This is a genomic window from Terasakiella sp. 4MB5A (genome assembly GCF_050058155.1).
GTDB classification, from domain to species: Bacteria; Pseudomonadota; Alphaproteobacteria; order Rhodospirillales; family Terasakiellaceae; genus Terasakiella; species Terasakiella halodenitrificans.
This window is the reverse complement of sequence record NZ_CP188815.1, coordinates 1,959,304-1,982,417: the sequence shown is the minus strand read 5'-3', so window position 1 is coordinate 1,982,417 and position 23,114 is coordinate 1,959,304. Positions and strand designations below refer to the sequence as shown.

Below are 23,114 nucleotides of genomic sequence, written 5' to 3'. Positions count from 1 at the left end.
ACGAAAAAGAAACTCCAGATAAAATATGCTCTTTCTATCTTGCGCGGTATATGGGTTTCCCCTACTATCCGCCACGCATTTGGCAAGCATGAAATTGAGATAAACGGGCATGGCATTCAAGCAAACAGCATCAAAACGGCAATTTGTGACATATACACTTTTTGCAACTTGTTCTGCACTTGCAGTCCTCGCACCATCACAAGCACATGCCCAACTTTCGATTATGGGCGTTCTTGACACACGCGCCCCTTTCACTCCTGTACAGAAGAAAACGTCTCCGGTTCTTGCCTCACCTGAGTTGCAACAAAAATCAAAACCGAAAACGCAGCTTCCGACAAATTCAAACGAGGTTGCACCTTCAGCCAATTCAGATAAATCATCTATTTCTGCCGATGAACTTGGATATAGTAAGGATCTTGGTATTCTGACAGCGCGCGGCAATGTCGAAATAATATATAATGAACGTATTCTTGTTGCGGATACCATTTCTTACAATCAAAACAAAGATGTTGTAACCGCATCTGGCAATGTCCAACTGATAGAACCTGATGGAAATGTACTTTTAAGTGAGTATATGGAAATATCATCAGACTTAAAACACGGCATTGCACGCCAAATGGTTTTAAGCCTTGCAAACAACTCTCTTATTCGTGCGAAAGAGGGTAAAAAAGATGATCGTTACACCGTCATAAAAGACGCCGAATACTCTGCCTGTCAAAAATGTGAAAATAATCCTGAACGTCCTCCTCTGTGGAAGCTCAGCGCAAAAGAAGTTAAACACGATTCAAAATTAAAGCGTATTGAATATTCAGATATGTTTTTCGAAGTTTTGGATGTGCCAGTACTCTACACTCCCATTTTCTGGCATGCTGATCCAACACGAAAACGTGAAACCGGTTTCTTATTCCCCTCATATGGCAGTCAAGGGACTCTTGGTAGTTATCTAAACACACCCTTTTTCTGGAACATCAATCCGTCAAAAGACCTCACCGTAAATCCGACCTGGTATTTTGACGACAACCAGCCTCTTTTGGAACTGGAATACCGCCAAGCTTTAAAAAATGGTGATTTACGCCTCAGCAGCAGTGCGACTTACATTAAAGAAGGCGGGCGCGGCCAATCTTCAGGAAATACGGGAAATGAAATTCGCGGGCATATTGATAGCGAAGGACAATTTGATATCAATAACACTTGGCGATGGGGTTTTGAGATCAATGCCGCCAGTGATGACACCTATACGCGTAGGTATGGTTTTAATGACAATGCTGAAAATGCACAATTAATTTCACAGCTTTATACTGAAGGTTTTCGCAAGCGCAACTATACGACGCTGAACTTAAGCACGTACCAAGAACAGCGTGACATCAAGTCCGAAACATTACAGGATTCAAAACTGGAATATCTATTTTCACATATGAGCCAACCATCCAAAAGTGGCTCATACTGGAAAATGGATGGCACAATGATGCATATTTCCCATCGCAATGACGTTCGAACATCACGTCTTGCAGCAGATACATCTTGGATGGTTCCCTACACATCAAATACCGGCGACTTAATTACATTAGAGGCCAATTTAATTTCAGCCGGATATTACACCACTGAATCCAATGCAGCCAGCAGTGCTTCAATAAAAAGCGGGACAGACGCACAATTTGTCCCCAGCCTAAGCTTGGAGTGGCGCAAACCTGTCAGCCGCACTCACATGGATGGGCGAGTTAATGAAGTCTTAGAACCAATGGTCAAGGTCAAAGCGGCACCCAACATTGGCCAACGCGACTTCTTGAATGAAGACAGCCAGGACTTCGAATTTGATGATTCAAATATATTTAAAACCAAACGCTTTACGGGTCTAGATCGCATAGACGGTGGCCACAGAATGGATTATGGCCTGAATTGGGGTGTCTATGGAAATGAAGGCGGCTACAGCCTATTCTCAATCGCCCAAAGCTACCGGTTGCGAGATGACAACACTTACAGCTCCAACTCTGGCCATGAAGACAATCTGTCAGACATTGTCGGGCGCATTGATGTCTCTCCATCTGATTTCATGAATATCCTTTATCGCTACAGATTGGATAAGGATGAGCTCACGCTAAACCGAAGCGAAACATCTTTAACCATTGGTCCTGCATCCTCTCGCATAAGCATATCCCACCTTTATGTTGAAGGCGCCGGTGGCGGATCTCAGTATTCAACGCGGGAAGAGATATCAACAAAATTTCAAAACCAGTGGTCTAAAAACTGGTCTTCAAATGCCTATTCGACCTACCGGATGAATTCTCCTGAAGGAAACGTCAACTATGGTGCTCGTCTCACCTATAAAGATGATTGTTCTGCGGTATATCTAGATTTCAAACGCAGTTTTGCTGAAGATCGCGACCTCACACCTGATGACACTTTCTCTTTACGTTTTGAGTTAAAAAGCCTCGGCGATTTTGGTGTCTTCTAAAATAAACAGATATAACAATGTGAAAAAAAAGCTGAAAAGAAAGACTCTTTTCAGCTTTTTTTGTGCTTTTATTAATCCGTCATACGAACTTTAACAAATGACCCTGGCGCATCTTCTATTGGTTTATGCTTTTTGCTCCCCACCGTTCGCGCGTCTACTTTACCGCCACTATGTCGGGCAATCCACTTTTTCCAATCTTGCCACCACGAACCATCATTTTGTTTCGCCCCTGCGAGCCACTTATCCGGGTCGGCCGGTTTGTTTGTATTTGTCCAATAACCGTATTTACCTGAATTTTCTGGATTAATAATCCCGGCAATATGACCGGAACCACCCAGAACGAATTTCACAGGACCAGAAACATGTTGGGTCAATGAGTAAGTTGATTTCCACGGCGCAATATGATCATCATGAGTCGATATCATATACATCGGAGTCTCAATCTTTCCCAAATCAATCGATACACCGTTTAATGAAATTCCATTGGGTTGAATGAGTTTATTTTCCAAGTACATCTTACGTAAATAGAACTTATGCATCATCGCCGGCATACGGGTTGGGTCCGAGTTCCAATATAACAGGTCAAAGGGGAATGGTTCTTTCCCCAAAAGATAGTTATTCACGAAGAAAGACCAGACCAAGTCATTTGCGCGCAACAGGTTGAAGACCTGCGACATTTGAGCCCCTTCCAGATACCCTTTACGTTCCATATGGGCATCCAGAATTTCCATTTGTTCTTCATCAATAAAGACGCGCAACTCACCACAATCTGTAAAATCAGTTAACGTGGTAAACAAGGTTGCTGATTTTACTTTATCTGCCTCCCCAATGGCCGCCAAATATGCAAGTGTGCAACTTGTCAGCGTTCCACCAATGCAATATCCCGCGATATTGACCTGATCTGCACCTGTAATTTCCTGCACCACATCAATCGCATTTAAAGGCCCCTCTTGCATGTAGCAGGAGAAATCTTTATGTGCGAGTTTTTCGTCCGGGTTGATCCATGAAATAACAAAGACCGTATGACCTTGATCTACAGCCCATTTGATCAACGAATTTTTGGGTTGAAGGTCCAGCACATAAAACTTATTGATCCACGGTGGAACAATTAAAAGCGGGTTTTTGGCGACTTTTTCCGTTGTCGGTTCATACTGCAAGAGTTGAATCAAACCATTCTGATAGACTACCTTTCCCGGGGTCGAGGCAACATTTTTCCCCAATTCGAATGCTTTTACATCCGTCATGGAGACACGCAATTTACCCTTGCCTTCTTCCAAATCTTTCAGGAAATGATCAAACCCTTTTAACAGACTTTGCCCTTGCGTTTCCACCGCTTCCTTAATCACTGCCGGATTAGTTGCTGCAAAGTTACTTGGTGCCATCGACTGAACAAAGTTACGGGTATAGAAATCGACTTTTTTTTGTGTACTTTCATCAATCCCGTTGACGTCAGACATCGTATTTTTGATCCAACGTGCTGTCAGAAGATAATACTGTTTGACTGCATCAAAATAGATTTCTTCTTCCCATGCTTCATCTTTAAAACGCCGATCACCTGGACGCGGCTTTGCAACAGGTTCTGTTTCTTGCCCCAACATCCGTTGCGTCACATGCTGCCAAAGCGCTGTATATTCTTTCCATAAATCAGCTTGAGCCTGCGCAAGGCGTTGTGGGTCCTGCATAAGCTGCGCAGAAGCTTTCAAAAACGCTTTCCCGACGACATAAGGATCTGGAATTTGAAAACCATCATCTTCAGCCTGACGCTCAAGAAACTTTGTCATAATGCGCTGAGAACGCTCTGCAAAATCTTGCATAGAGTCCATTAGCTGTTGTTGATCGACATTCATCAAGTTTTGTTCTTGTTCTTGAGACAAACCCAAATCTCCCCTTTTTTTAATTTTTAAACTACGCAAGTGCAGTTCAATCTATTCTGTGCTCAATGTCAATTTGGGAACACACTTTTTTATTGCTAAGATAATAGCAGTAATAAGTCAAAGAATGAACTTATGGATCTGCAGCCCACACAAGCTATTGATTTCACACGAAACAAAATAATACATGCATTGACAATTAGCTTTTCAAGAGTGCTAACGCCTGCTTGTGAAGATGAGGTGTTGCTGCTGCGACAATACGTCCATCCCAGTTTAAGGTCACCTCTTCACCATCCCAACCCGTAACGATTCCACCTGCGCCTTGAATAACGGGAACCAATGCCATCGCATCATAAGGCTGCAATCCGGCTTCAATCACCAAATCAATATGACCGGAAGCCAAAAGCGCATACGCATAACAATCTGTCCCATAACGCGTGCATTTAACTTTATCTTTTACACGACGAAAGCCTGCCTCTTGATCTGCTGTAAACAGGTCAATATCGGTCGTAAATAAACTGGCTTGGTCCAAATCCACGCCTGTACGAACTTGGCAATAGCTTCCGTTGTAGGTTGTACCGTTGGGGCTGCCCACCCAGCGTTCTTTCATCATCGGAACATCCAGCACGCCAATTTGTGGCACATCATTTTCCAAGTAAGCAATCAAGGTTCCAAACCACGGTGCTCCACAAATAAAGGATCGCGTACCGTCAATAGGGTCCAACACCCACATATGCACACCGTCACCTTCTTTCACACCGTGCTCTTCACCAAAAATACCATGTTTATCAAAAGCTTGTTCGATCCGTTCTCGCATGGCAGATTCGGCACTTCGATCAGCAATTGTTACAGGGCTATCATCAACTTTATCAATCACGCCCACATTTCGCCTGAAATACGGTTCAATGACAGCGCGTGATGTATCCGCAAGACTTGCTGCAAATTCGAGGATTTCCGTTTTCATATTTTATTTATCCACTCCACCCATGCACAGGTATTTAATTTCAACAAAATCTTCGACACCATATTTAGACCCCTCCCGGCCAATGCCAGACTCTTTGACCCCGCCGAAGGGCGCTGCTTCGGTTGAAATGATACCTTCATTAATACCGACAATACCGTATTCAAGACCTTCACTAACCCGCCAGATACGCCCGATATCTCGTGCGTAAAAATAGGCCGCCAAGCCAAACGGAGTATCATTGGCCTTAACAATAACTTCTTCTTCGCTTTCAAATTTATAAAGCGGTGCAACGGGGCCAAAAATTTCTTCATTGGCAATGCGCATATCAGTTGTCACATCTGTAAGAATGGTGGGTTGATAAAATGTCCCGCCCAGATCATGTGCTTGCCCCCCACAAACAACTTTCGCCCCTTTATCTTTGGCATCATCAACCAGACTCTGAACTTTATCCAACGCCGCCTTATTGATCAAAGGGCCTTGCGTCACACCATCCTGATCGCCTGAACCAACTTTGAAGGTCCGAACAGCATCTGCCAATTTTTGAGCAAACTCATCATAAACACCGGCTTGAACGAAAATACGGTTTGCACAAACACAGGTTTGCCCTGCATTGCGATATTTCGACGCAATCGCCCCGACAACCGCCGCATCCAAATCCGCATCATCAAACACGATAAACGGTGCATTGCCCCCAAGTTCCAAAGAGACTTTCTTTACTTGGTCAGCACATTGTTTCATCAACAATTTGCCAACCGGTGTTGACCCTGTGAAACTGATTTTGCGAACAATCGCATTACCTGTCAGTTCCCCACCAACAACAACTGCGTTTGGTTTATTACAGGTGACCACATTAAACACACCTTTGGGAACGCCTGCACGTTCTGCCAATTCTGCCAAGGCCAGTGCACTCAACGGCGTATCTTCTGCAGGCTTAACAACAGCCGTACACCCCACAGCCAAAGCGGGGGCCACTTTACGCGTAATCATTGCCAACGGGAAATTCCACGGTGTAATCGCACCGATAACGCCAATCGGCTGTTTGATGACAACAACTCGCTTATCTGCACCGTGTGCGGGGATAACGTCCCCATAAAGACGTTTACCTTCTTCGGCAAACCATTCTACAAAAGAGGCCCCATAAATTACCTCACCACGCGCCTCTGCCAATGGCTTACCTTGTTCATGCGTCATCAACTGCGCAAGATCTTCCTGATTTTGCAAAATCAAGTCGTACCACGCCCGTAAAATATTTGCGCGTTCTTTTGCTGTCTTTGCACGCCAAGACGTTAAGGCCTTATTTGCCGCATAAATAGCACGTCTGGTTTCAGCCGCGCCCAAATCAGGTACGGATGCAATCAATTCACCATTTGCAGGGTTAAAAACATCAAACGTGCCTCCATTATCGCCATCACACCATTGTCCATCAATATAGGCTTGAGTACGCAATAACTTTTGATCCGTGAGCTTCATCTTTATCCTCCTGCAAAAACGTTTGAACGACGTTACCTGAGCAACACCTATTCGACAAGCGTCGCGTCCAATTGATATTGTTTTTTCGGATCTTCTATCTCTAAAACCCAAAGATCAGGGTCACGTGCGACTTGCCGATTGATATAGGCATCGCAATCTCGTTCATCAACAAACCCATTTTTCAAACCATGCATCCACCCTCGCTCCCCGTCGATGGTCGTCACAGGTACAAACACGGCGCAACCTTCCGAAAAACGATTTAATTTAAGAAAAACGGATCCTGAATCTGGATCTCCTTTACGAATAACCATTGCAGAAATAAACTTTATATCGCAAATACGTAATTGAGCTTGCACCCACAGTCCTGCCTTTAGCCGATCTGACACGCTTTTCTCCGGTCTTCATTTAATTAAAATTGCAGTGAATCTTATGTTTAAACTAAACGACAGAATTGACAACGACACGTTTGAAATTTGTAAACTTTCCTTATGTGAAGTACGCTTGATGAATGATGCAAATTACCCTTGGGTTATCTTAATCCCGATGATCGAAGGGTTAACAGAACTCCACCACATTCCCGCAGATCAGCAGGCACAACTCTATTCAGAAATCAATCAGGTTTCTCTCATTATGGAAAATCTTTTTGCCCCAAAATCACTGAATGTTGCCGCACTTGGAAATGTCGTCAGTCAATTGCATATTCACATCATTGCCCGTTTTGAAAACGACCCGACCTGGCCCGGACCCGTTTGGGGGCAACACCCTGCCCGGCCTTATGAAAATAAAAACACACTTAATCGACTGGAAAATGCATTCAAGTAATTGCAATCTCGCGTTTAAAGCGATAAAAGACTGCCATGAACACATTAATCCCACGCCGAAAATCGCGCATCCGTCAACGCAATGAGGACGCTATCCTCAAGGCGGCCGAGATCGTTTTTGCCCGACGTGGGTTTGGCGCTGCAACTACGGCAGAAATTGCCAAACGGGCAGGTATCCCAAAAGCCAATCTGCATTATTACTTCAACACAAAAGAAGATTTATATACACACGTTCTGGAAAATATCCTCAGAACATGGCTGACAGCCGCAGAGGATTTCAATGAAGATCAAGATCCGAAATCCGCACTTGAAAATTATATCCGCACAAAAATTGATCTTTCGCGCACCCGCCCAGAAGCATCCAAGATTTTCGCCAAAGAAATTATTAGCGGCGCACCATTTCTAAAAGATCATTTGCGTAGCGATATCAATCCGTGGCTGGAAGAAAAAACACGCATTTTCCAAAGCTGGATCGCACAAGGTAAGATGGCGCAGGTTGATGTCCCTCACCTGTTCTTTTTGATTTGGTCCATGACGCAAACTTATGCCGATTTTTCTACACAGATCAGTATTGTTCTTGATAAAGAAAAACTGGAAAAGAAAGATTTTGAAACTGCAGGCGATATGATCCTCTCAATGGTTTTCGCCCTATGCAATCTTAACTAAACTGTCATTTGTGTGATCCTCGTCACAGATGTAAAAGGGCTCCCGTTATATTTATTTGAATGCCTCATCAATATAGGTGATGGCATACACATACGGTCTTTGTAAAACCCCGACATCGGGATTACTAAAAAGAGCAAGGATAAAAAAATGTTATCGAAAAAGTGGATGCGATCAGGTGAAGAACCGCGTCTCAAAGATATGTTAAATGATCCAATTGTTGAATTGGTTATGGCACGCGATAACCTGAACGCCAATGACGTATGGCAGGTTGTCAATCACGCGAAATCCCAAATCAATCAAATTGAACGTAACGCGGCCTAATTCTACCCTTTTCTTTTTATCCGGAGAACTGTAGATTACCGTCAAAAGCGCCCTATCCCGGGGCGCTTATTATTTATCAGGTATTGGAGATATCATCATGGCTGATCAAGTTGGCGCAGCACACATCCTTCTCATGTACGCAGGTTCCGCGCGTTCTACAGCAACACGCACCAAAGAAGAAGCCCTGCAACAAATCAAAGACATGAAAGCCGAAATTGACAACGGCGCTGATTTTGGCGAACTGGCACAACAGCATTCAGATTGCCCGTCTGGTGCAAGCGGTGGCGATCTCGGTACATTTGGTCGCGGGCAAATGGTTCCTGAATTTGAACAAGCCGCTTTCAGCATGGAAGTCGGTGCGACAAGCGATGTTGTTGAAACTGATTTCGGCTATCACCTGATTCAACGCACGGCGTAATCATATAGCTGCAAAATGCATTTGCGCTTTCGCGTTAATTATTAAAAATGTTAGTGTATCCAAAAGGTGCACTAACATTTTTTTTGGGAGAAAAAGCCATGAGTGGTGTTGACTTAGATCACCCCGAAGCCATTTTCGTAAAACGACTTGATGGCACCGGTTATGGTTTCTTCTATTCAACTCCGGCGCAATTCGATAATGCAGCCAATGGCTTTATCGGGCCAATCAAAGCGCGCATTCAACAAGAAGCCACCGAAAAGGATGAAATCCCGGTAAACGCGGATGAACTTTGCCTAAAAGCTTCTATAAAAGCCATGGAGCGCGTTTATACACCCAATTGGGATGATCAAGCCGGAATTGATGGAACACGCTGCGTGGCAGCTTCCTGCGTAGCCGAAACCAAATGGGAAAACACCATTCCCCAGTGCGTTGTCATCGAGCAAATTGGCGATGACATCAGTATACGCGAAGGTTTCGAGTTTTTGGAACATCCTGGATACCCTCTTGGCATTGTCATTGGTTCCAAAGGGGATGGCGGCGGCTTATGCCGTTTTTATGATAGCGAAGATGAATTCCGACTGGTCGCTACCAAACCGCCCTCTTCTCTCATTTGGTTACCACAGCTCATTTATCGCCTCTATGTGCGTACACCATCCATTATGACAGGAATCCCGACACCTGATGAAGGTGGCAACGGCGTTGGCGTAGAATGTCATGCCTATAACCTGAATCGACAGGGGCAGTTGATCGAACGACAAAGAAAAAAATAAGCCCTATTGGTTCTCCCCCTCATGTTAGCCGGGAATCCCGAATTTTCAACTTTCTCAAACAAAGAAATCAACAACAAAAAAAGCGCCGCCAAAACTGGCAGCGCTTTTTGAATGGCGACCCCTACGGGACTCGAACCCGTGTTGCCGCCGTGAAAGGGCGGTGTCCTAGGCCACTAGACGAAGGGGTCATATTCAATTTTTACCAACGCGATGGCGACCCCTACGGGACTCGAACCCGTGTTGCCGCCGTGAAAGGGCGGTGTCCTAGGCCACTAGACGAAGGGGTCATCGCTGTTGGTGAGGCGGGTTATAGACGATGCTTTCCGACCCCGCAAGACAAAAATTGCATTTTTGTCATTTTTTTTCTAAGAGAATGATTCAAAAGAGGTTTTTCTCAAGAAAACTGCGCTTTTAAATAAAAACAGCCCCATTAAAATTTAGCGCAAAAAAAAAGCAGCGCACCCCTGTCAGGCGTACGCTGCATCATCAATAAGCAACTGAACCGACGTTCCCCCACCCCAAGTATCCAATTTCAATCGTCCGGCGATATGAAACTTTTTACCGCCATGATTCAGCAGTGCTTGCCCTAGGTCCGTATCCAGTGCCCGAAAAGCAATGGCTTTCAAACGCACCCCATATTGATCAATTAAAAAACATCGGACATGATCCTTGCCAACCACATCTGCGCGCTGCAAGGACATTTGGTTTAAAATAAACCGTGGTTGGGGGTTCCCGGCCCCAAAGGGGCCGACTTGCTCCAATTCCTCGACCAAGGCCGGTGTGGCTGCGCTCGCCGCAATTACACCATCACATTTATAGGTCGGTCGAATATCCTGTTCATCAATCTGTTGAGAAATGCGATCATTGAGAAAAGCTTTAAAATCTTCCAGTTTCTCACGATGAACGCTAAAGCCGGCAGCCATGGCATGACCACCGCCTTTTAACAGCAAGCCGGATTGACGCGCGGCAATGATGGTCGTCCCAAGGTCAACCCCTGTCACAGACCTGCCCGATCCATGCCCAATACCATTTTCATCAAAACTGATAACGCAGGAGGGTAAGCTGTAGCGTTCTTTAAGGCGTGAGGCCACGATTCCGATGACACCGGGGTGCCAGCCCTGCCCGACAGCCAAAACAACACCGCGATGTTCCTGCCCATCAACCTGCTGAATTGCGTCATCCAAGACAGTTTGTTCAATTTCCTTGCGGTCTTTATTATAACCATCCAGTTGCGCCGCAATTTCAGACGCCATACGGGCATTGTCTGTGGACAGTAAATTAGCCCCCAAATACGATTCTCCTACACGTCCGCCCGCATTCACGCGTGGCCCTAACACAAAACCGGCATGATAGGCTTCTGGCGTTTCATTTATACCCGAGACATCGACCAATGCCGCCAAGCCAGGATTGGCACGCCGTGCCATAATTTTCAGCCCTTGTATCACAAAAGCTCTGTTCAAACCAACAAGAGGGACCACATCACAGACTGTCCCCAAAGCCACCAGATCCAGCAACTGGCGCAAATCCGGTTCTTTCCGCCCATCGACAAACCAACCCGCATCACGTAAAGCACGATTGATCCCAATCGCAAAAATAAAGGTTACTCCGACAGCCGCCAATTGACTGTAGCGCCCATCTTCATCAAGACGTTTTGGGTTAATAACCGACACACAGTCAGGTAATTTCACCTCAGCCTCATGATGGTCAACAACAACAACATTTAAGCCGATTTGGCGCGCATGGGATAAGGGATCGAATGCCGTGGTCCCACAATCCACCGTGACTACGGTGGTGACCCCTTGTTCCTTTAGCGCATCCATAGCAGGGGCATTCGGGCCGTAGCCTTCTTCAAGGCGGTCCGGGATATAAATGGTCGACTTGGCCCCAACAGCATTTAAAAAACGGCGAAACAGTGCTGATGAAGTCGCCCCATCCACATCGTAATCCCCGAAAATAGCGATCTGTTCATCATTCTGAATGGCCTGACACAAACAATCCACGGCCTCTGCCATACCTTTAAAACGGTTTGGATCAGGTAAAAGATCGCGAAGAGTCGGCGTTAAAAAAGTCTGCGCATCCTCCAACGTCACATCCCGCGACGCCATGACACGTCCCGTCAAGGCCGATACATTCAGGCGTTGGGACAACGTTATTGCCAAACGTTCGTCAAAGGATCGATCCTGCCAACTTTTGCCGGAAATGGATACGTCGATATCAAGTAAGTATGGCACTTTTTATACGCGCCTATTCTTCCAACACGCCGATACGAGCAAGATCATGGTATGCTTCGATAAAACGGATCGTGCCACTGCGCGAATTCATGACCAAAGAATGGGTTTGCGCGCTATTCCCAGAACGTTGCACACCACGCAACAGCGCCCCGTCTGTCACTCCGGTTGCCGCAAACATGACTTGACCTTGAACCAGATCATTTAGTGAATATTTACGTTCAAGGTCCTCGACACCACTTTCAAAAGCAATGCGGCGTTCATCCTGATTCCTGAACACCAGTCGCCCTTGAAACTGACCACCTATACATTTTAACGCAACAGCCCCCAGTACACCTTCCAACGCACCACCGATACCGATATATACATCGATCCCGCTATGAGGTTGACTGGTTGCAATCACAGCAGAAACATCCCCATCCGGGATCAGCTTAATACGCGCGCCTGTTTCACGAATGCTTTCAATAAGCCCAACATGGCGCGGGCGTTCCAATACGCAAACAACAAGGTCGGACACATCACAACCTTTTGCATCCGCAATTGCCCGCAAATTTTCTTCCGGTGTGGAATCAAGATCAATAATATTACTGGGCAAACCACCGCCAACAGCAATTTTATTCATGTAAACCGGCGGCGCTTGAAAGAGTTTTCCCCGTTCAGTCATCGCAACGATCGACAAAGCATTGGGGCCACCTTTTGCTGCAGAAGTAATACATTCCAGCGGTTCAAGTGCAAAGTCAATTTCGGGACCTTCACCAAGTCCAACTTTTTCCCCGGTATAGAGAATGGGATTATGATCCTTGTCCCCTTCCCCAATCACGACGCAACCATCTAATGACATTGCGTTCAGGGCATTTCGCAAGGCTTCTGCAGCTGTGCGATCAGCAAGTTCTTCATCACCGCGCCCCATTAAAGAGGAGGACGCTATCGCAGCCGCTTCTGTTGCACGCACTGCTTCAAGCGCCAAATTCCGGTTGATCCCTGCCAATTGTGACATCAGCCCATCACTCCATTTTATATTTTACCCGCCTAGAAATCCTCAATACGGATCATACGTGGCGTCTCAACGACACTGTCTAAAGCGGCAATCCCGTTCAATGCATTCAGCATGGACTGTTCGCTCGTTTCATGCAAGGTCAAAACCAACGGTACGGGTTCCCCGGGTGCACGATTACGTTGAACAATCGTTTCCATAGAAACATTGTTCGCTTTCAACACACCCGCGACATCAGCAAACACACCGGGTTCATCAACAACCATCAAACGTACATAGTAAGATCCGTTATGTCCGGTCAGCGGGGCAGATTTCAGTTTTTCAAGCTTATCGGCCGCAACAGAAAAAGTGGGAACAATTACACCTCGTGCAACATCTACCAAATCCCCGACAACTGCTGATGCCGTTGGACCTTCACCGGCGCCACGCCCTTGCAGAACGACCTGATCAACAAAATTTCCTTCCACAACAACAGCGTTGAAAACTCCTTCCACTTGCGAAATCGGTGCTTTTTTTGACACCATACAAGGATGAACGCGTTGTTCTACCGATCCATTTTGACGAGAGGCAATCCCCAACAATTTAATGCGATACCCCAACTCTTCGGCAAATTCGATATCAACGGGTGATACGTGGCGAATGCCTTCGGTTTGCACACCGTCAAAATCCACCTCGCAACCAAAGGCAACGCTGGTCAAAATCGCAAGTTTATGTGCGGCATCAATGCCATCCACGTCAAATGTCGGATCAGATTCCGCATATCCAAGGTCTTGGGCTTCAGACAAGATCACATCAAAATCACGCCCGGTTTCACGCATATTGGTCAGCATATAGTTACAGGTGCCATTCAGGATACCGTAAACACGACCAACACCATTACCCGCCAACCCTTCACGCAAGGCTTTGATGATTGGAATGCCGCCAGCCACGGCTGCCTCATACATAATTGAGACACCTTTGGCTTCTGCTATTTTTGCAAGTTCCGTTCCGTGATGGGCGATCAAGGCTTTGTTGGCTGTCACGACATGCTTGCCGTTTTCAAGCGCTTTTTCACACAATGCCTTTGCAATACCGTCTGATCCACCGATCAATTCGACAACAACATCGACTTCGTCATCAAGAGCCATATCAACCGGATTATCGTACCATTTAAAACAATCTAGCAACACGCCACGATCACGATGACGATCACGAGCACTCACCGCACAAACTTCAATAGCACGACCACAACGGGCCGAAATAATGTCTTTATTATCACTCAATACTTTAATAACGCCCGCACCGACTGTTCCCAATCCAGCGATGGCAATTTTCAATGGTTTATCCATGGTTCACTTAATCTGAATACAAAAGAAAACAAAAAAACGAAAAAGGTTACAGAGCTTCGCCTGCATTATGCGTTCGCATAAAGGTTTTGATATTGCGCACGGCTTGGCGAATACGATGAACGTTTTCGACCAAACCAATTCTGACATACCCTTCGCCATGCTCACCAAATCCGACACCCGGTGCAACAGCCACTTGCGCTTCTTTCAATAACAATTTTGAAAATTCCAACGAGCCCAAATGTGCAAATTTCTCAGGGATCGGTGCCCATGCAAACATTGTCGCAGGCGGGCTGGGAACGTCCCATCCAGCCGCAGCCAATCCTTCAATCAAGACATCGCGGCGTTTTCTATAAATATCCCGGATTTCATCCACACAATCTTGCGGACCATTCAAGGCTGTTGCAGCAGCGACCTGAACTGGCGTAAAGGCACCATAATCAAGATAAGACTTAATCCGCGTCAGTGCGCTGATCAGTTCTTTATTGCCTGTTGCAAAACCGATACGCCAACCTGCCATTGAATAGGTTTTCGACATGGATGTAAATTCGACCGCGATATCCCAAGCGTTTTTGACTTGCAGAATGCTCGGCGGCGGGTTGTCATCAAAATAAATTTCCGAATAGGCCAAATCTGACAAAATCCAGATATTTTGAGAACGACAGAAATCCACAATCTCTTCATAGAAAGCCAAGTCACAAACACAGGCTGTCGGGTTGCTTGGAAAATTCAACACAACGGCAGACGGCTTGGGCAAACTATGCTGAACCGCACGTTTTAACGCCTCAATCATCTCTTCACCCGGATAAGCCGGAATATTGCGGATAGAGGCACCTGCAATCATAAAGCCGAAATGATGAATAGGATAAGACGGGTTCGGCACCAAAATAACATCACCTGGTGTCGTAATAGCAGACGCCAAGTTCGCCAATCCCTCTTTCGAACCAAGTGTCACAACGGTTTCTGTTTCCGGATCAACCGTAACGCCAAATCGACGTTCGTAGTACTCAGCATGTGCTTTACGCAAACCTTTAATACCACGAGAAACCGAGTAGCCGTGCGTCTTGGGATTACGAACCGTTTCTACCAATTTTTCAACGATATGCGGCGGCGTCGGTGTATCCGGGTTACCCATACCGAAATCAATGATGTCTTCCCCCGCCGCTCGCGCCGCTGCCTTCATTGCATTCACTTCAGCAAAGACATAGGGGGGCAAACGTTTGATACGGTGAAAATCTTGTACCATGACCTCAGGAGACCTTCTTCATAGGGTTAAAATAAAATAGGCTTTCCGCCAAAATAACAGACATGTGTTAGATCACATGAACGCCAAAACGGAAAGCCTAAAATTGGGCTTATCGACAATTTTCTTTTAAAAAATCAGTAATCCACAAAAATTTCTGTCCGACGGTTCCCTGCCTCACCAGAAGGCATCACCTCTTGATAAAGAGGCTGATTATCGGAAACACCGCCCACAAAGAGATGTTCCCCCGGCAAACCTAGGCTCAAAAGTTGGCGGGCAACACGGTCTGCGCGTCCCATAGACATCTTGGCATTAACCAACTCATGTTTCTGAACCGGCATATTCTGCGTCCGGGAACTGGCATGACCGACAACACGAATAACACCCCCCTGTTGTTGGTGAATACTGACAACTTCCTTAAGGATACGGATATCTTCCTGTGTCAAATTTGCAGACCCATTCCCAAATTGAATGGTCGCAACCTGAAAAGAACCATTAAACATAGAAGGATTAAAGTTGGATAACGATTGCGCCCGACCTTCAACTACAACTGGTGGCTCAATCATCATCGCAGAGGACAATGTATCATGCGCATCACTTTGTACCGTCTGCGTCAAGGATGCATAACGCTGCTGTTGTGCAGGTTGCATATAACTAGGCACCTGACGATCAACACCTCTACTGGACACAACAACCGTTTCATATGGGTGCATGCCGTATGCAAGAGTATCGCGACCTCCCATCGCCATTACATTCTGATCTGGGCGAGTCTGCGCAATATTTGCAGCATAAATCTCACTCACACTCCGTGTATCCGTTTGACCAACAGGTTGCGCAGAGGTTGGAGGCGTCAGTTTTAACTTAGGTGTTGTCGGAGAGCTTTCCGGCATACCGTTTGCGATAACGACAGGTTTCTGCGTGTCCAACGATTGAGAACTGACAGGCGTACTCGGTGCAGCTTTCGGCGCGGGAGCCTGAACAACTTCAGCCGTTTTTTCTTCACCGAGTGGGTTTACAACCTCACCTTGACGCATAATGGGTTCGCCATATTTACCTTCTGGAGCCTGCGCCGCAACGAAACCGGATCCAACAGTTTTTTGCTCTGTACCGCTCTGCACATTTCCATCCGCCGTCATATCGGCTTCATCGTCAGAAAAATATTCGACGGATGAGCGATACCATTCCACAGGGTTCACCGCATCGGGAACCGAAGAACAACCGACCAACAGCAAAGGTGCTGTCAATACTGCGGCTTGCGTCAAAAGCTTTCTCTTAAGCATTTTGGTGAACATTATTCATTCCTCGTTGATTCGCCCCAAGATGGAGGTGCTATTTCGCCCATTTCGCCGTTATACTAGCACGACTGTTATTCGCAATCTAAACCATTAGCATCATAAGGTTAATAGCAAATTATTTTTTTTTACGACTTTTCTGTTTTAAGATACTCAGCAGCGACCTCAACATAGTGATCTGTTCCTTGTTTCAGGCCTGCAATTTGCTCTGGGCTTAAGTCTCGCATTTTCTTTGCCGGATTGCCGCCCCACAGTTCACCCGACTTAACTCGTTTGCCCGGTGTAACCAAAGCACCAGCGGCGACCATTGCCCCGCCTTCGACAACCGCACCATCCAAAACAACCGCACCCATTCCGACAAACGCACCGCTTTCCAGTGTGCAACCATGGATAACAGCATTATGACCAACCAGTACATCATCCCCGATGTATGTACCAAAACGATCCGCTGTTACATGAACAATTGTTCCATCCTGAATGTTTGAACGTTCCCCTATGCGGATTTTTTCAACATCTCCACGCAAAACGCAGCCATACCAAATGCTTGATTGCGCACCGATTTCAACATCACCAATAATAACTGCATTTTCTGCAACAAATGCATCCTGAGCAATTTTTGGCGTCATACCTTTATAGGAACGGAGAAGAGGTTTCATATTGTATTTCCTTATTTATTAACTCAGTTCTGCAGCCAATAACGCAATAATGCCGTCACGGCTTCCGGCTGTTCCATTGTCGATAAATGACCACAATTTTCAATTTCCACCAATGCACCCTGCGGCAATGCTTGCACCATATCCCGCGCAATTTTAGGAGGGGTCATTGTATCTTGGCGCCCAACAAGGACCAATGCGGGACATGAAACCGTCGTCAACATATCGACGTAGTCCACTCGGTTCAGCAAGGCGGTTTGCTGGCGTAAGAATCCATCAACACCGACACGATGGGCCATCGCATCAATTGTTTTAACCAATTCTTCGTCTTCATATCGCGACGGATGTATCAAGCGTCCAAGAATGCTTTCCATTACCTCGCCAAGCCCATGATCTTTAGCCAGTTCCATAGCCGAACGTCTGTAATCGGCATGTTCGGGCAAATCCGCATAAGGGGATGCATCCAGCAAGGCTATCCGTGTAACACGATCAGGCACACGTTTATAAATCTCCAATGCGACATAACCGCCCATTGACAAACCGGCCATACTAAAATTGCCATTGGGCACAAGATTCAATGCATTTTCAGCAAAAGTTTCAATGCTGTCACCTTCTGTAAAATCAGCGACTTTCAAATCACACTCAGAGCCAAGATATTCCAATTGATGACGCCATAGACTGCGATCACACAAGAGCCCCGGCAGCAAGAGAACCGTTTCTTTCATATTTTTATCTTTCCATTTTTTATTTAATGAGCGGTAAAACTCGCTTAAACTGGGATGTGCCGGCGCGTCCCAACCATTCAAACAAGACCATTTCAGTACTTACGATTTGCGCACCACATTGGCGCATACGTGCCAATCCCAGCTCTTTATTATCCATCGTGCGCGACGCCACAGCATCCGCCACAACAAAAACCTGATAGCCGTCATCCAATAAGTCCAACACTGTTTGCAACACGCAAACATGCGTTTCCATACCACTAACAACCAATTGATGACGCCCTGACTGTGCAAGTGCCTGTTGGATAGCCCCCTCCTCCATGCAAGAAAATGTCATCTTTTCAAAGACACGATCTTTATTAATTAATGCAGAGAGTGGATCAACGGTGTGTCCAATACCTTGGGGATATTGCTCGCTGACCAAAGACGGAACATCAAGTAAGCTTGCCGCCTGTAACAGCTTGGCATTATTGGCGATTGCCGCCTCGCCACACATCATGGCAGGTGCCAATTTTTTTTGAACATCAATTACAAAAAGCAGGCTTTTCACTGTTGAAATACGATGTGCCATACCTGTCTACCTTATTATACTTATCCATTTTCCAACAATCTAACCTACTTTGAAAGCGCAGGGAAGGAGCATGATCATTGACTTCTCAGCATAATCACCTAATATCCGGCGACAAATGATATTGAGGAAAGATGTATTTATGAATTTTGCGGACCTTGGGCTAAGCGACGAACTACTATCGGCCGTGTCAGACGCGGGATACGAGACACCGACACCTATTCAGGCGCAAGCTATACCGCAAGTTCTTATGGGGCGCGACATTATGGGGTGCGCCCAAACCGGTACAGGGAAAACAGCCTCTTTTACCTTACCCATGATTGACATTCTGGCCAATGGACGTGCACGCGCACGGATGCCGCGTTCCCTTATCCTTGCCCCAACACGCGAACTCGCAGCCCAGGTTGCACAAAATTTTGAAACCTACGGCAAAAACAGCAAACTTTCTATGGCGCTTTTGATTGGCGGAACATCAATGGGCGATCAGATGAAAATCATCGACCGTGGTGTAGATGTGTTGATTGCAACACCGGGGCGCCTTCTTGACCTGTTTGAACGTGGCAGTTTGATTTTGCGTGATGTTAAAATTTTGGTGATTGATGAAGCAGACCGCATGATGGACATGGGTTTCATCCCGGATGTCGAAAAAATTGTCTCTTTGTTACCACAAATCCGTCAGACCCTTTTCTTTTCTGCCACGATGGCAACAGAAATCAAGAAACTGGCTGACAAATTTCTGATGAACCCAAAAGAAATCAGCGTCTCAAAACCCGCAACAACGGCTGAAACCGTTCGCCAAGGGCTTATGATGGTTGATTGCAAACCCCATGATGGCAAAACAAAACGCACAGCCTTGCGCGCCCTGATCGACAGCGAAGATATCAAAAATGCTATTGTCTTTTGCAATCGCAAGCGCGATGTCGGTATCGTCTACCGATCTTTGAACAAGCATGGCTACAATGCCGGGCAAATGCACGGCGATATGGTCCAATCCGCACGAATGGAAACCTTGGACAAATTTAAGAATGGCGACATTACGATTTTGGTCTGTAGTGATGTTGCCGCACGTGGACTCGACGTTCCCGCACTCAGCCATGTGTTCAACTACGATTTACCAAGCCATGCGGACGATTATGTCCACCGTATTGGGCGCACAGGTCGCGCTGGCAAAGATGGCACCGCCTTGAGCCTTTCAACACCAGCGGAAAAGAAACAATTGGCAGCAATTGTCAAACTGATTGGCAATAAAATTCCACCGGTTAAACTTGATGCTGTCCAACCCGTTGAAGAAAAGAAAGCCCCGGCCCCGAAACGAGAAAAAGAGCGTGAAAACACGAGGATGCGTGAACGCCCACAGCGTGGAGCGCGAAAAACAACAGATGACGTCATGGTTCAAGAAGAACCTGCTGACGGTGTCATCATTGGAATGGGCGCACACACACCTGCCTTTTTATTAAGACCTGTAATTTTGGATTGCAGCGCGTCTGCGCAATCCGAAGAAAAGTCTTCTCCTCGTAAAAAAGCACCTGCCAAGAAAACAACACGTCGCGCAAGCACAGCAAAAGCTAAACCGCGCGCAAAAAAGAAAACTGAAACCGAAGAAAAAACGGCCCAAGAATAAATCTTGAGCCGTTTTGTTTCCCTCACCTGAACAATTTCTTAGATGAAATATTCTTTCGGTGGTTCAAAACCATTGAAACCTTGCGACGCATACATAGTCGTGTAAGCGCCTGTTGATAAGATATTAATCTTATCACCCGTTTTAAGGGCCAACGGCAACTGGAAATAAGTTCGTTCATAAAGCGTGTCGCAGCTATCACATGTCGGTCCTGCAACGATAACCGGACCCATTTCCTGATCATCATATTCAGTTACCATCTGATAAACGATGGACTCATCAATCGTTTCTGCCAAGCCGCCAAATTTACCAACATCCAAATAGACCCAGCGGATTTCTTCCGCAAAATCTTTAATGGACACACAAACGACTTCACTTTGCAGGACCCCCGCTTCAGCAACAATATAACGTCCTGGTTCCATGTAAATTTCTGGCCATTTTTCACCAAAAGAGGTGGTCATATGTTCTTTGATGTAATCAACAAATTCTTCCAAAGACGGAATATCTTCTTGATAACGTGCAGGGAAACCACCACCAATGTTGATCATTTGCAGCTGGATCCCACCTTCACCCAAGGCATCAAATAACGTTGCAACATCACTGATCGCTTTGGCCCAGTGCGCCGGATCCAGTTGCTGTGATCCCACATGGAAAGACACGCCAAAAGGAACCAATCCTTTTGCCTTTGCTTGCATCAAAAGTTCATGCGCCATTGCTGAAGAACAACCGAATTTACGTGACAGCGGCCAGCTTGCCCCTGCCCCATGACGGTTTACCAGAATACGGCAATAAACACGTGAACCCGGCGCTACCTCTGCAATTTTGTTCAGCTCATCTTCGCTGTCCAAGGCAAAAAGGTCTACACCCAGATCATAAGCTGCCTTAATATCCTTTTGTTTTTTCAACGTATTTCCGAATGAAATACGTTTAGGATCAACGCCTGTTTCCAAACATTGCATAATTTCGCCCAAACTCGCCGCGTCAAAACGTGACCCCAAATGATTGAGACGTTCCAAAATCGGTTTAGCCGGATTAGCCTTCACCGCATAATAAATATGACCTTCACTAAAGGCAGAATTCAATCGTTTATAACGATCTTCAACCACATCCAGATCGACAACCAAAAACGGACTATCCTTTTCGGCGTCTTTCAGAAAAGCTTCAATCTTCGGCGTCATTTTGAGCCCTCCATAAAAAAAAGTTTGCGCCTTATAAGGCTATTTTTGAGAAATAAAAGCGTTTTTTATATTTCGCTTATTTTTTTTTGAATGTGTTGCAAACCTGCGTCTATCGCGGCTTCATCAAAACCGGCGAATCCCAATACAAGGCCTTGTTTTTTAACGTCTTTCTTATAAAACGAACTAAGTGGTCTCGTCACAACACCACATTGGCGTAAGTCATCTGAAAGTACGATATCGTCAATTTCTTTCTTAAACAACAGACAAATATGCAAACCACCGTCTGCTGGAATAACAAAACAGTTTTTCCCCAGTCGTAATTCAATCTCTTTTATCAGGTAATGTCGGCGTTTTTTATATAACTTTTTCATTCGGCGAAGATGACTATCAAAATATCCATCATGGAAAAAATCAGCCAAAACTGCCTGATGCAGGATTGATGCATGACCGTCGATATAAGATTTCGCTGCAACAAAAGCATCGACAAGTTTTCTCGGTACAACGACGTAACCTAAACGCAGGGCGGGGAAAACGATTCGACTAAATGTGCTGACATATATCACTCTGCCATCCCGATCCAACCCCTGTAGAGATGACAAAGGCGGACCATCAAAACGAAACTCGCAATCAAAATCATCTTCAACAATCCATGCACATTTTCTTCTTGCAACGTCTAACAAATCAAAACGACGTGCCAATGACATGGTGGTCCCCAATGGATAGTTGCGCGAAGGGGTCACCAAAATGCTTTTTAAATCTTCTAAAGCCTCCAATGGGCCTGTACATATGCCTTCTTCATCCAACTCAACGGGTATAATCTGAGCCCCACTCCCCAAAACAACACCGCTTATGCCGGGAAAAGCCGGGTCCTCAACTGCAATTTGATCGCCCTCTTCCCATAAAACACGACTTATCAGATCCAATCCCTGCTGTGCGCCAGAAACGATAATGATTTGATCTGCCTCACACTTCATTCCACGAGTCTTACGCAGATATGTTGCCAGTTCCTGACGTAAAGGAGCATAACCTGCAGGGTCATCCGCCATCGCTAACTTGGGCCCACTCAATCGCCATCTACGAGACAATAGACGCGCCCAAACATCAAAGGGAAATTGATCCAATGCAGGACGCCCCGGTGAAAAAGCCCGTTCACCACCAAAACGATGATGTTGCTTGCGTACTCCCAACCAATGCTGCACCCGTCCTGCAATATCCGGTGTACGTTCATCAACATCGTCTGAATTTAAAATTTGGGGAAGATGGGCATGCCCGATATCCTCGCTGACATAAACACCATCTCCTTGACGACTTTGGATAAAACCATCGCTTTGCAAAATATCAAAGGCTTGCATGACCGTATTTCTTGAAATGGAAAGTTCCTTCACGATTTTTCGGCTGGGCGGAAGTTTTTCACCACCAGATAGCTTTCCCGACAAAATAAGGTCACGCAATACGACATAAAGCGCCCGATATTTAGGAGCCTCCGTATTCTTCAACCACATATCTTTTAGATAAGAGAGTTGCAAGTCACTCATAATTG

At 45.9% G+C, this 23,114-nt stretch carries 21 protein-coding genes and 2 tRNA genes; 7 read left to right on the top strand and 16 right to left on the bottom strand.

What is annotated here, in order from left to right; all coding sequences use genetic code 11:
- Positions 1-109: 109 nt before the first annotated feature.
- Positions 110-2,452, top strand: a complete 2,343-nt coding sequence (locus ACI0FF_RS09115; protein WP_419796558.1) for an LPS-assembly protein LptD — start codon at positions 110-112, stop codon at positions 2,450-2,452.
- 71 nt (positions 2,453-2,523) lie between these two features.
- Here ACI0FF_RS09115 and ACI0FF_RS09110 read toward each other — a convergent pair whose 3' ends face one another.
- The 4 genes from ACI0FF_RS09110 to ACI0FF_RS09095 all read right to left on the bottom strand — a co-directional run bounded on the left by ACI0FF_RS09110 (position 2,524) and on the right by ACI0FF_RS09095 (position 7,143).
- A complete protein-coding gene (locus ACI0FF_RS09110) occupies positions 2,524-4,326 on the bottom strand; it encodes a PHA/PHB synthase family protein (RefSeq protein WP_419796557.1) in 1,803 nt (600 codons plus the stop codon).
- Positions 4,327-4,522: 196 nt separating this feature from the next.
- Positions 4,523-5,287 carry a histidinol-phosphatase gene (hisN, locus tag ACI0FF_RS09105; RefSeq protein ID WP_419796556.1) on the bottom strand — a complete coding sequence of 255 codons (765 nt, stop codon included), beginning with the start codon at positions 5,285-5,287 and terminating at the stop codon, positions 4,523-4,525.
- A gap of 3 nt (positions 5,288-5,290) precedes the next feature.
- Positions 5,291-6,757 carry an NAD-dependent succinate-semialdehyde dehydrogenase gene (locus ACI0FF_RS09100; protein ID WP_419796555.1) on the bottom strand — a complete coding sequence of 489 codons (1,467 nt, stop codon included), beginning with the start codon at positions 6,755-6,757 and terminating at the stop codon, positions 5,291-5,293.
- Between the two features lie 47 nt (positions 6,758-6,804).
- Positions 6,805-7,143 carry a DUF1491 family protein gene (locus ACI0FF_RS09095; protein ID WP_419796554.1) on the bottom strand — a complete coding sequence of 113 codons (339 nt, stop codon included), beginning with the start codon at positions 7,141-7,143 and terminating at the stop codon, positions 6,805-6,807.
- A gap of 43 nt (positions 7,144-7,186) precedes the next feature.
- Between ACI0FF_RS09095 and ACI0FF_RS09090 the strand changes: the two genes are divergently transcribed.
- The 5 genes from ACI0FF_RS09090 to ACI0FF_RS09070 all read left to right on the top strand — a co-directional run bounded on the left by ACI0FF_RS09090 (position 7,187) and on the right by ACI0FF_RS09070 (position 9,753).
- The gene (locus ACI0FF_RS09090) at positions 7,187-7,579 is read left to right on the top strand and encodes an HIT domain-containing protein (RefSeq protein WP_419796553.1); all 393 of its coding nucleotides are present in this window, start codon (positions 7,187-7,189) and stop codon (positions 7,577-7,579) included.
- Positions 7,580-7,614: 35 nt separating this feature from the next.
- Positions 7,615-8,244, top strand: coding sequence for a TetR/AcrR family transcriptional regulator (locus ACI0FF_RS09085; RefSeq protein WP_419796552.1), 630 nt, complete (start codon positions 7,615-7,617; stop codon positions 8,242-8,244).
- Positions 8,245-8,391: 147 nt separating this feature from the next.
- Positions 8,392-8,565 carry a hypothetical protein gene (locus ACI0FF_RS09080; RefSeq protein ID WP_419796551.1) on the top strand — a complete coding sequence of 58 codons (174 nt, stop codon included), beginning with the start codon at positions 8,392-8,394 and terminating at the stop codon, positions 8,563-8,565.
- 97 nt (positions 8,566-8,662) lie between these two features.
- Complete coding sequence (locus ACI0FF_RS09075) at positions 8,663-8,983, top strand: peptidylprolyl isomerase (RefSeq protein ID WP_419796550.1); 321 nt, start codon at positions 8,663-8,665, stop codon at positions 8,981-8,983.
- 98 nt (positions 8,984-9,081) lie between these two features.
- Entirely contained in the window at positions 9,082-9,753 is a 672-nt protein-coding gene (locus ACI0FF_RS09070) for a hypothetical protein (protein ID WP_419796549.1), read from the top strand.
- 112 nt (positions 9,754-9,865) lie between these two features.
- Here ACI0FF_RS09070 and ACI0FF_RS09065 read toward each other — a convergent pair.
- The 10 genes from ACI0FF_RS09065 to ACI0FF_RS09020 all read right to left on the bottom strand — a co-directional run bounded on the left by ACI0FF_RS09065 (position 9,866) and on the right by ACI0FF_RS09020 (position 18,781).
- Positions 9,866-9,941, bottom strand: a tRNA-Glu gene (locus ACI0FF_RS09065).
- A 23-nt stretch (positions 9,942-9,964) separates the two neighbouring features.
- Positions 9,965-10,040 (bottom strand) — tRNA-Glu (locus tag ACI0FF_RS09060).
- A 180-nt stretch (positions 10,041-10,220) separates the two neighbouring features.
- Entirely contained in the window at positions 10,221-11,984 is a 1,764-nt protein-coding gene (gene recJ / locus ACI0FF_RS09055) for a single-stranded-DNA-specific exonuclease RecJ (RefSeq protein WP_419796548.1), read from the bottom strand.
- A 13-nt stretch (positions 11,985-11,997) separates the two neighbouring features.
- Positions 11,998-12,978, bottom strand: coding sequence for a class II fructose-bisphosphatase (gene glpX, locus ACI0FF_RS09050; RefSeq protein WP_419796547.1), 981 nt, complete (start codon positions 12,976-12,978; stop codon positions 11,998-12,000).
- Positions 12,979-13,010: 32 nt separating this feature from the next.
- The gene (locus ACI0FF_RS09045) at positions 13,011-14,303 is read right to left on the bottom strand and encodes a homoserine dehydrogenase (protein ID WP_419796546.1); all 1,293 of its coding nucleotides are present in this window, start codon (positions 14,301-14,303) and stop codon (positions 13,011-13,013) included.
- A gap of 46 nt (positions 14,304-14,349) precedes the next feature.
- Entirely contained in the window at positions 14,350-15,546 is a 1,197-nt protein-coding gene (locus ACI0FF_RS09040; RefSeq protein WP_419796545.1) for an LL-diaminopimelate aminotransferase, read from the bottom strand.
- Positions 15,547-15,680: 134 nt separating this feature from the next.
- Positions 15,681-16,835 carry an OmpA family protein gene (locus tag ACI0FF_RS09035; protein WP_419796544.1) on the bottom strand — a complete coding sequence of 385 codons (1,155 nt, stop codon included), beginning with the start codon at positions 16,833-16,835 and terminating at the stop codon, positions 15,681-15,683.
- A gap of 128 nt (positions 16,836-16,963) precedes the next feature.
- Positions 16,964-17,491 (bottom strand): gamma carbonic anhydrase family protein, encoded by a 528-nt coding sequence (locus ACI0FF_RS09030; protein WP_419796543.1) that lies wholly within the window; start codon positions 17,489-17,491, stop codon positions 16,964-16,966.
- Positions 17,492-17,514: 23 nt separating this feature from the next.
- Positions 17,515-18,213: an alpha/beta fold hydrolase gene (locus ACI0FF_RS09025; protein WP_419796542.1), complete on the bottom strand. Its 699-nt coding sequence runs from the start codon at positions 18,211-18,213 to the stop codon at positions 17,515-17,517.
- 19 nt (positions 18,214-18,232) lie between these two features.
- The gene (locus tag ACI0FF_RS09020; RefSeq protein ID WP_419796541.1) at positions 18,233-18,781 is read right to left on the bottom strand and encodes a hydrolase; all 549 of its coding nucleotides are present in this window, start codon (positions 18,779-18,781) and stop codon (positions 18,233-18,235) included.
- Positions 18,782-18,920: 139 nt separating this feature from the next.
- Here ACI0FF_RS09020 and ACI0FF_RS09015 point away from each other — a divergent pair, with 139 nt between their 5' ends.
- Positions 18,921-20,399 (top strand): DEAD/DEAH box helicase, encoded by a 1,479-nt coding sequence (locus tag ACI0FF_RS09015; RefSeq protein WP_419796540.1) that lies wholly within the window; start codon positions 18,921-18,923, stop codon positions 20,397-20,399.
- 38 nt (positions 20,400-20,437) lie between these two features.
- Here the strand turns inward: ACI0FF_RS09015 and ACI0FF_RS09010 are convergent, their stop codons facing one another.
- Positions 20,438-21,574, bottom strand: a complete 1,137-nt coding sequence (locus ACI0FF_RS09010) for a type III PLP-dependent enzyme (RefSeq protein ID WP_419796539.1) — start codon at positions 21,572-21,574, stop codon at positions 20,438-20,440.
- A 65-nt stretch (positions 21,575-21,639) separates the two neighbouring features.
- The gene (locus ACI0FF_RS09005; RefSeq protein ID WP_419796538.1) at positions 21,640-23,109 is read right to left on the bottom strand and encodes a PLP-dependent aminotransferase family protein; all 1,470 of its coding nucleotides are present in this window, start codon (positions 23,107-23,109) and stop codon (positions 21,640-21,642) included.
- Between the last annotated feature and the right edge of the window lie 5 nt (positions 23,110-23,114).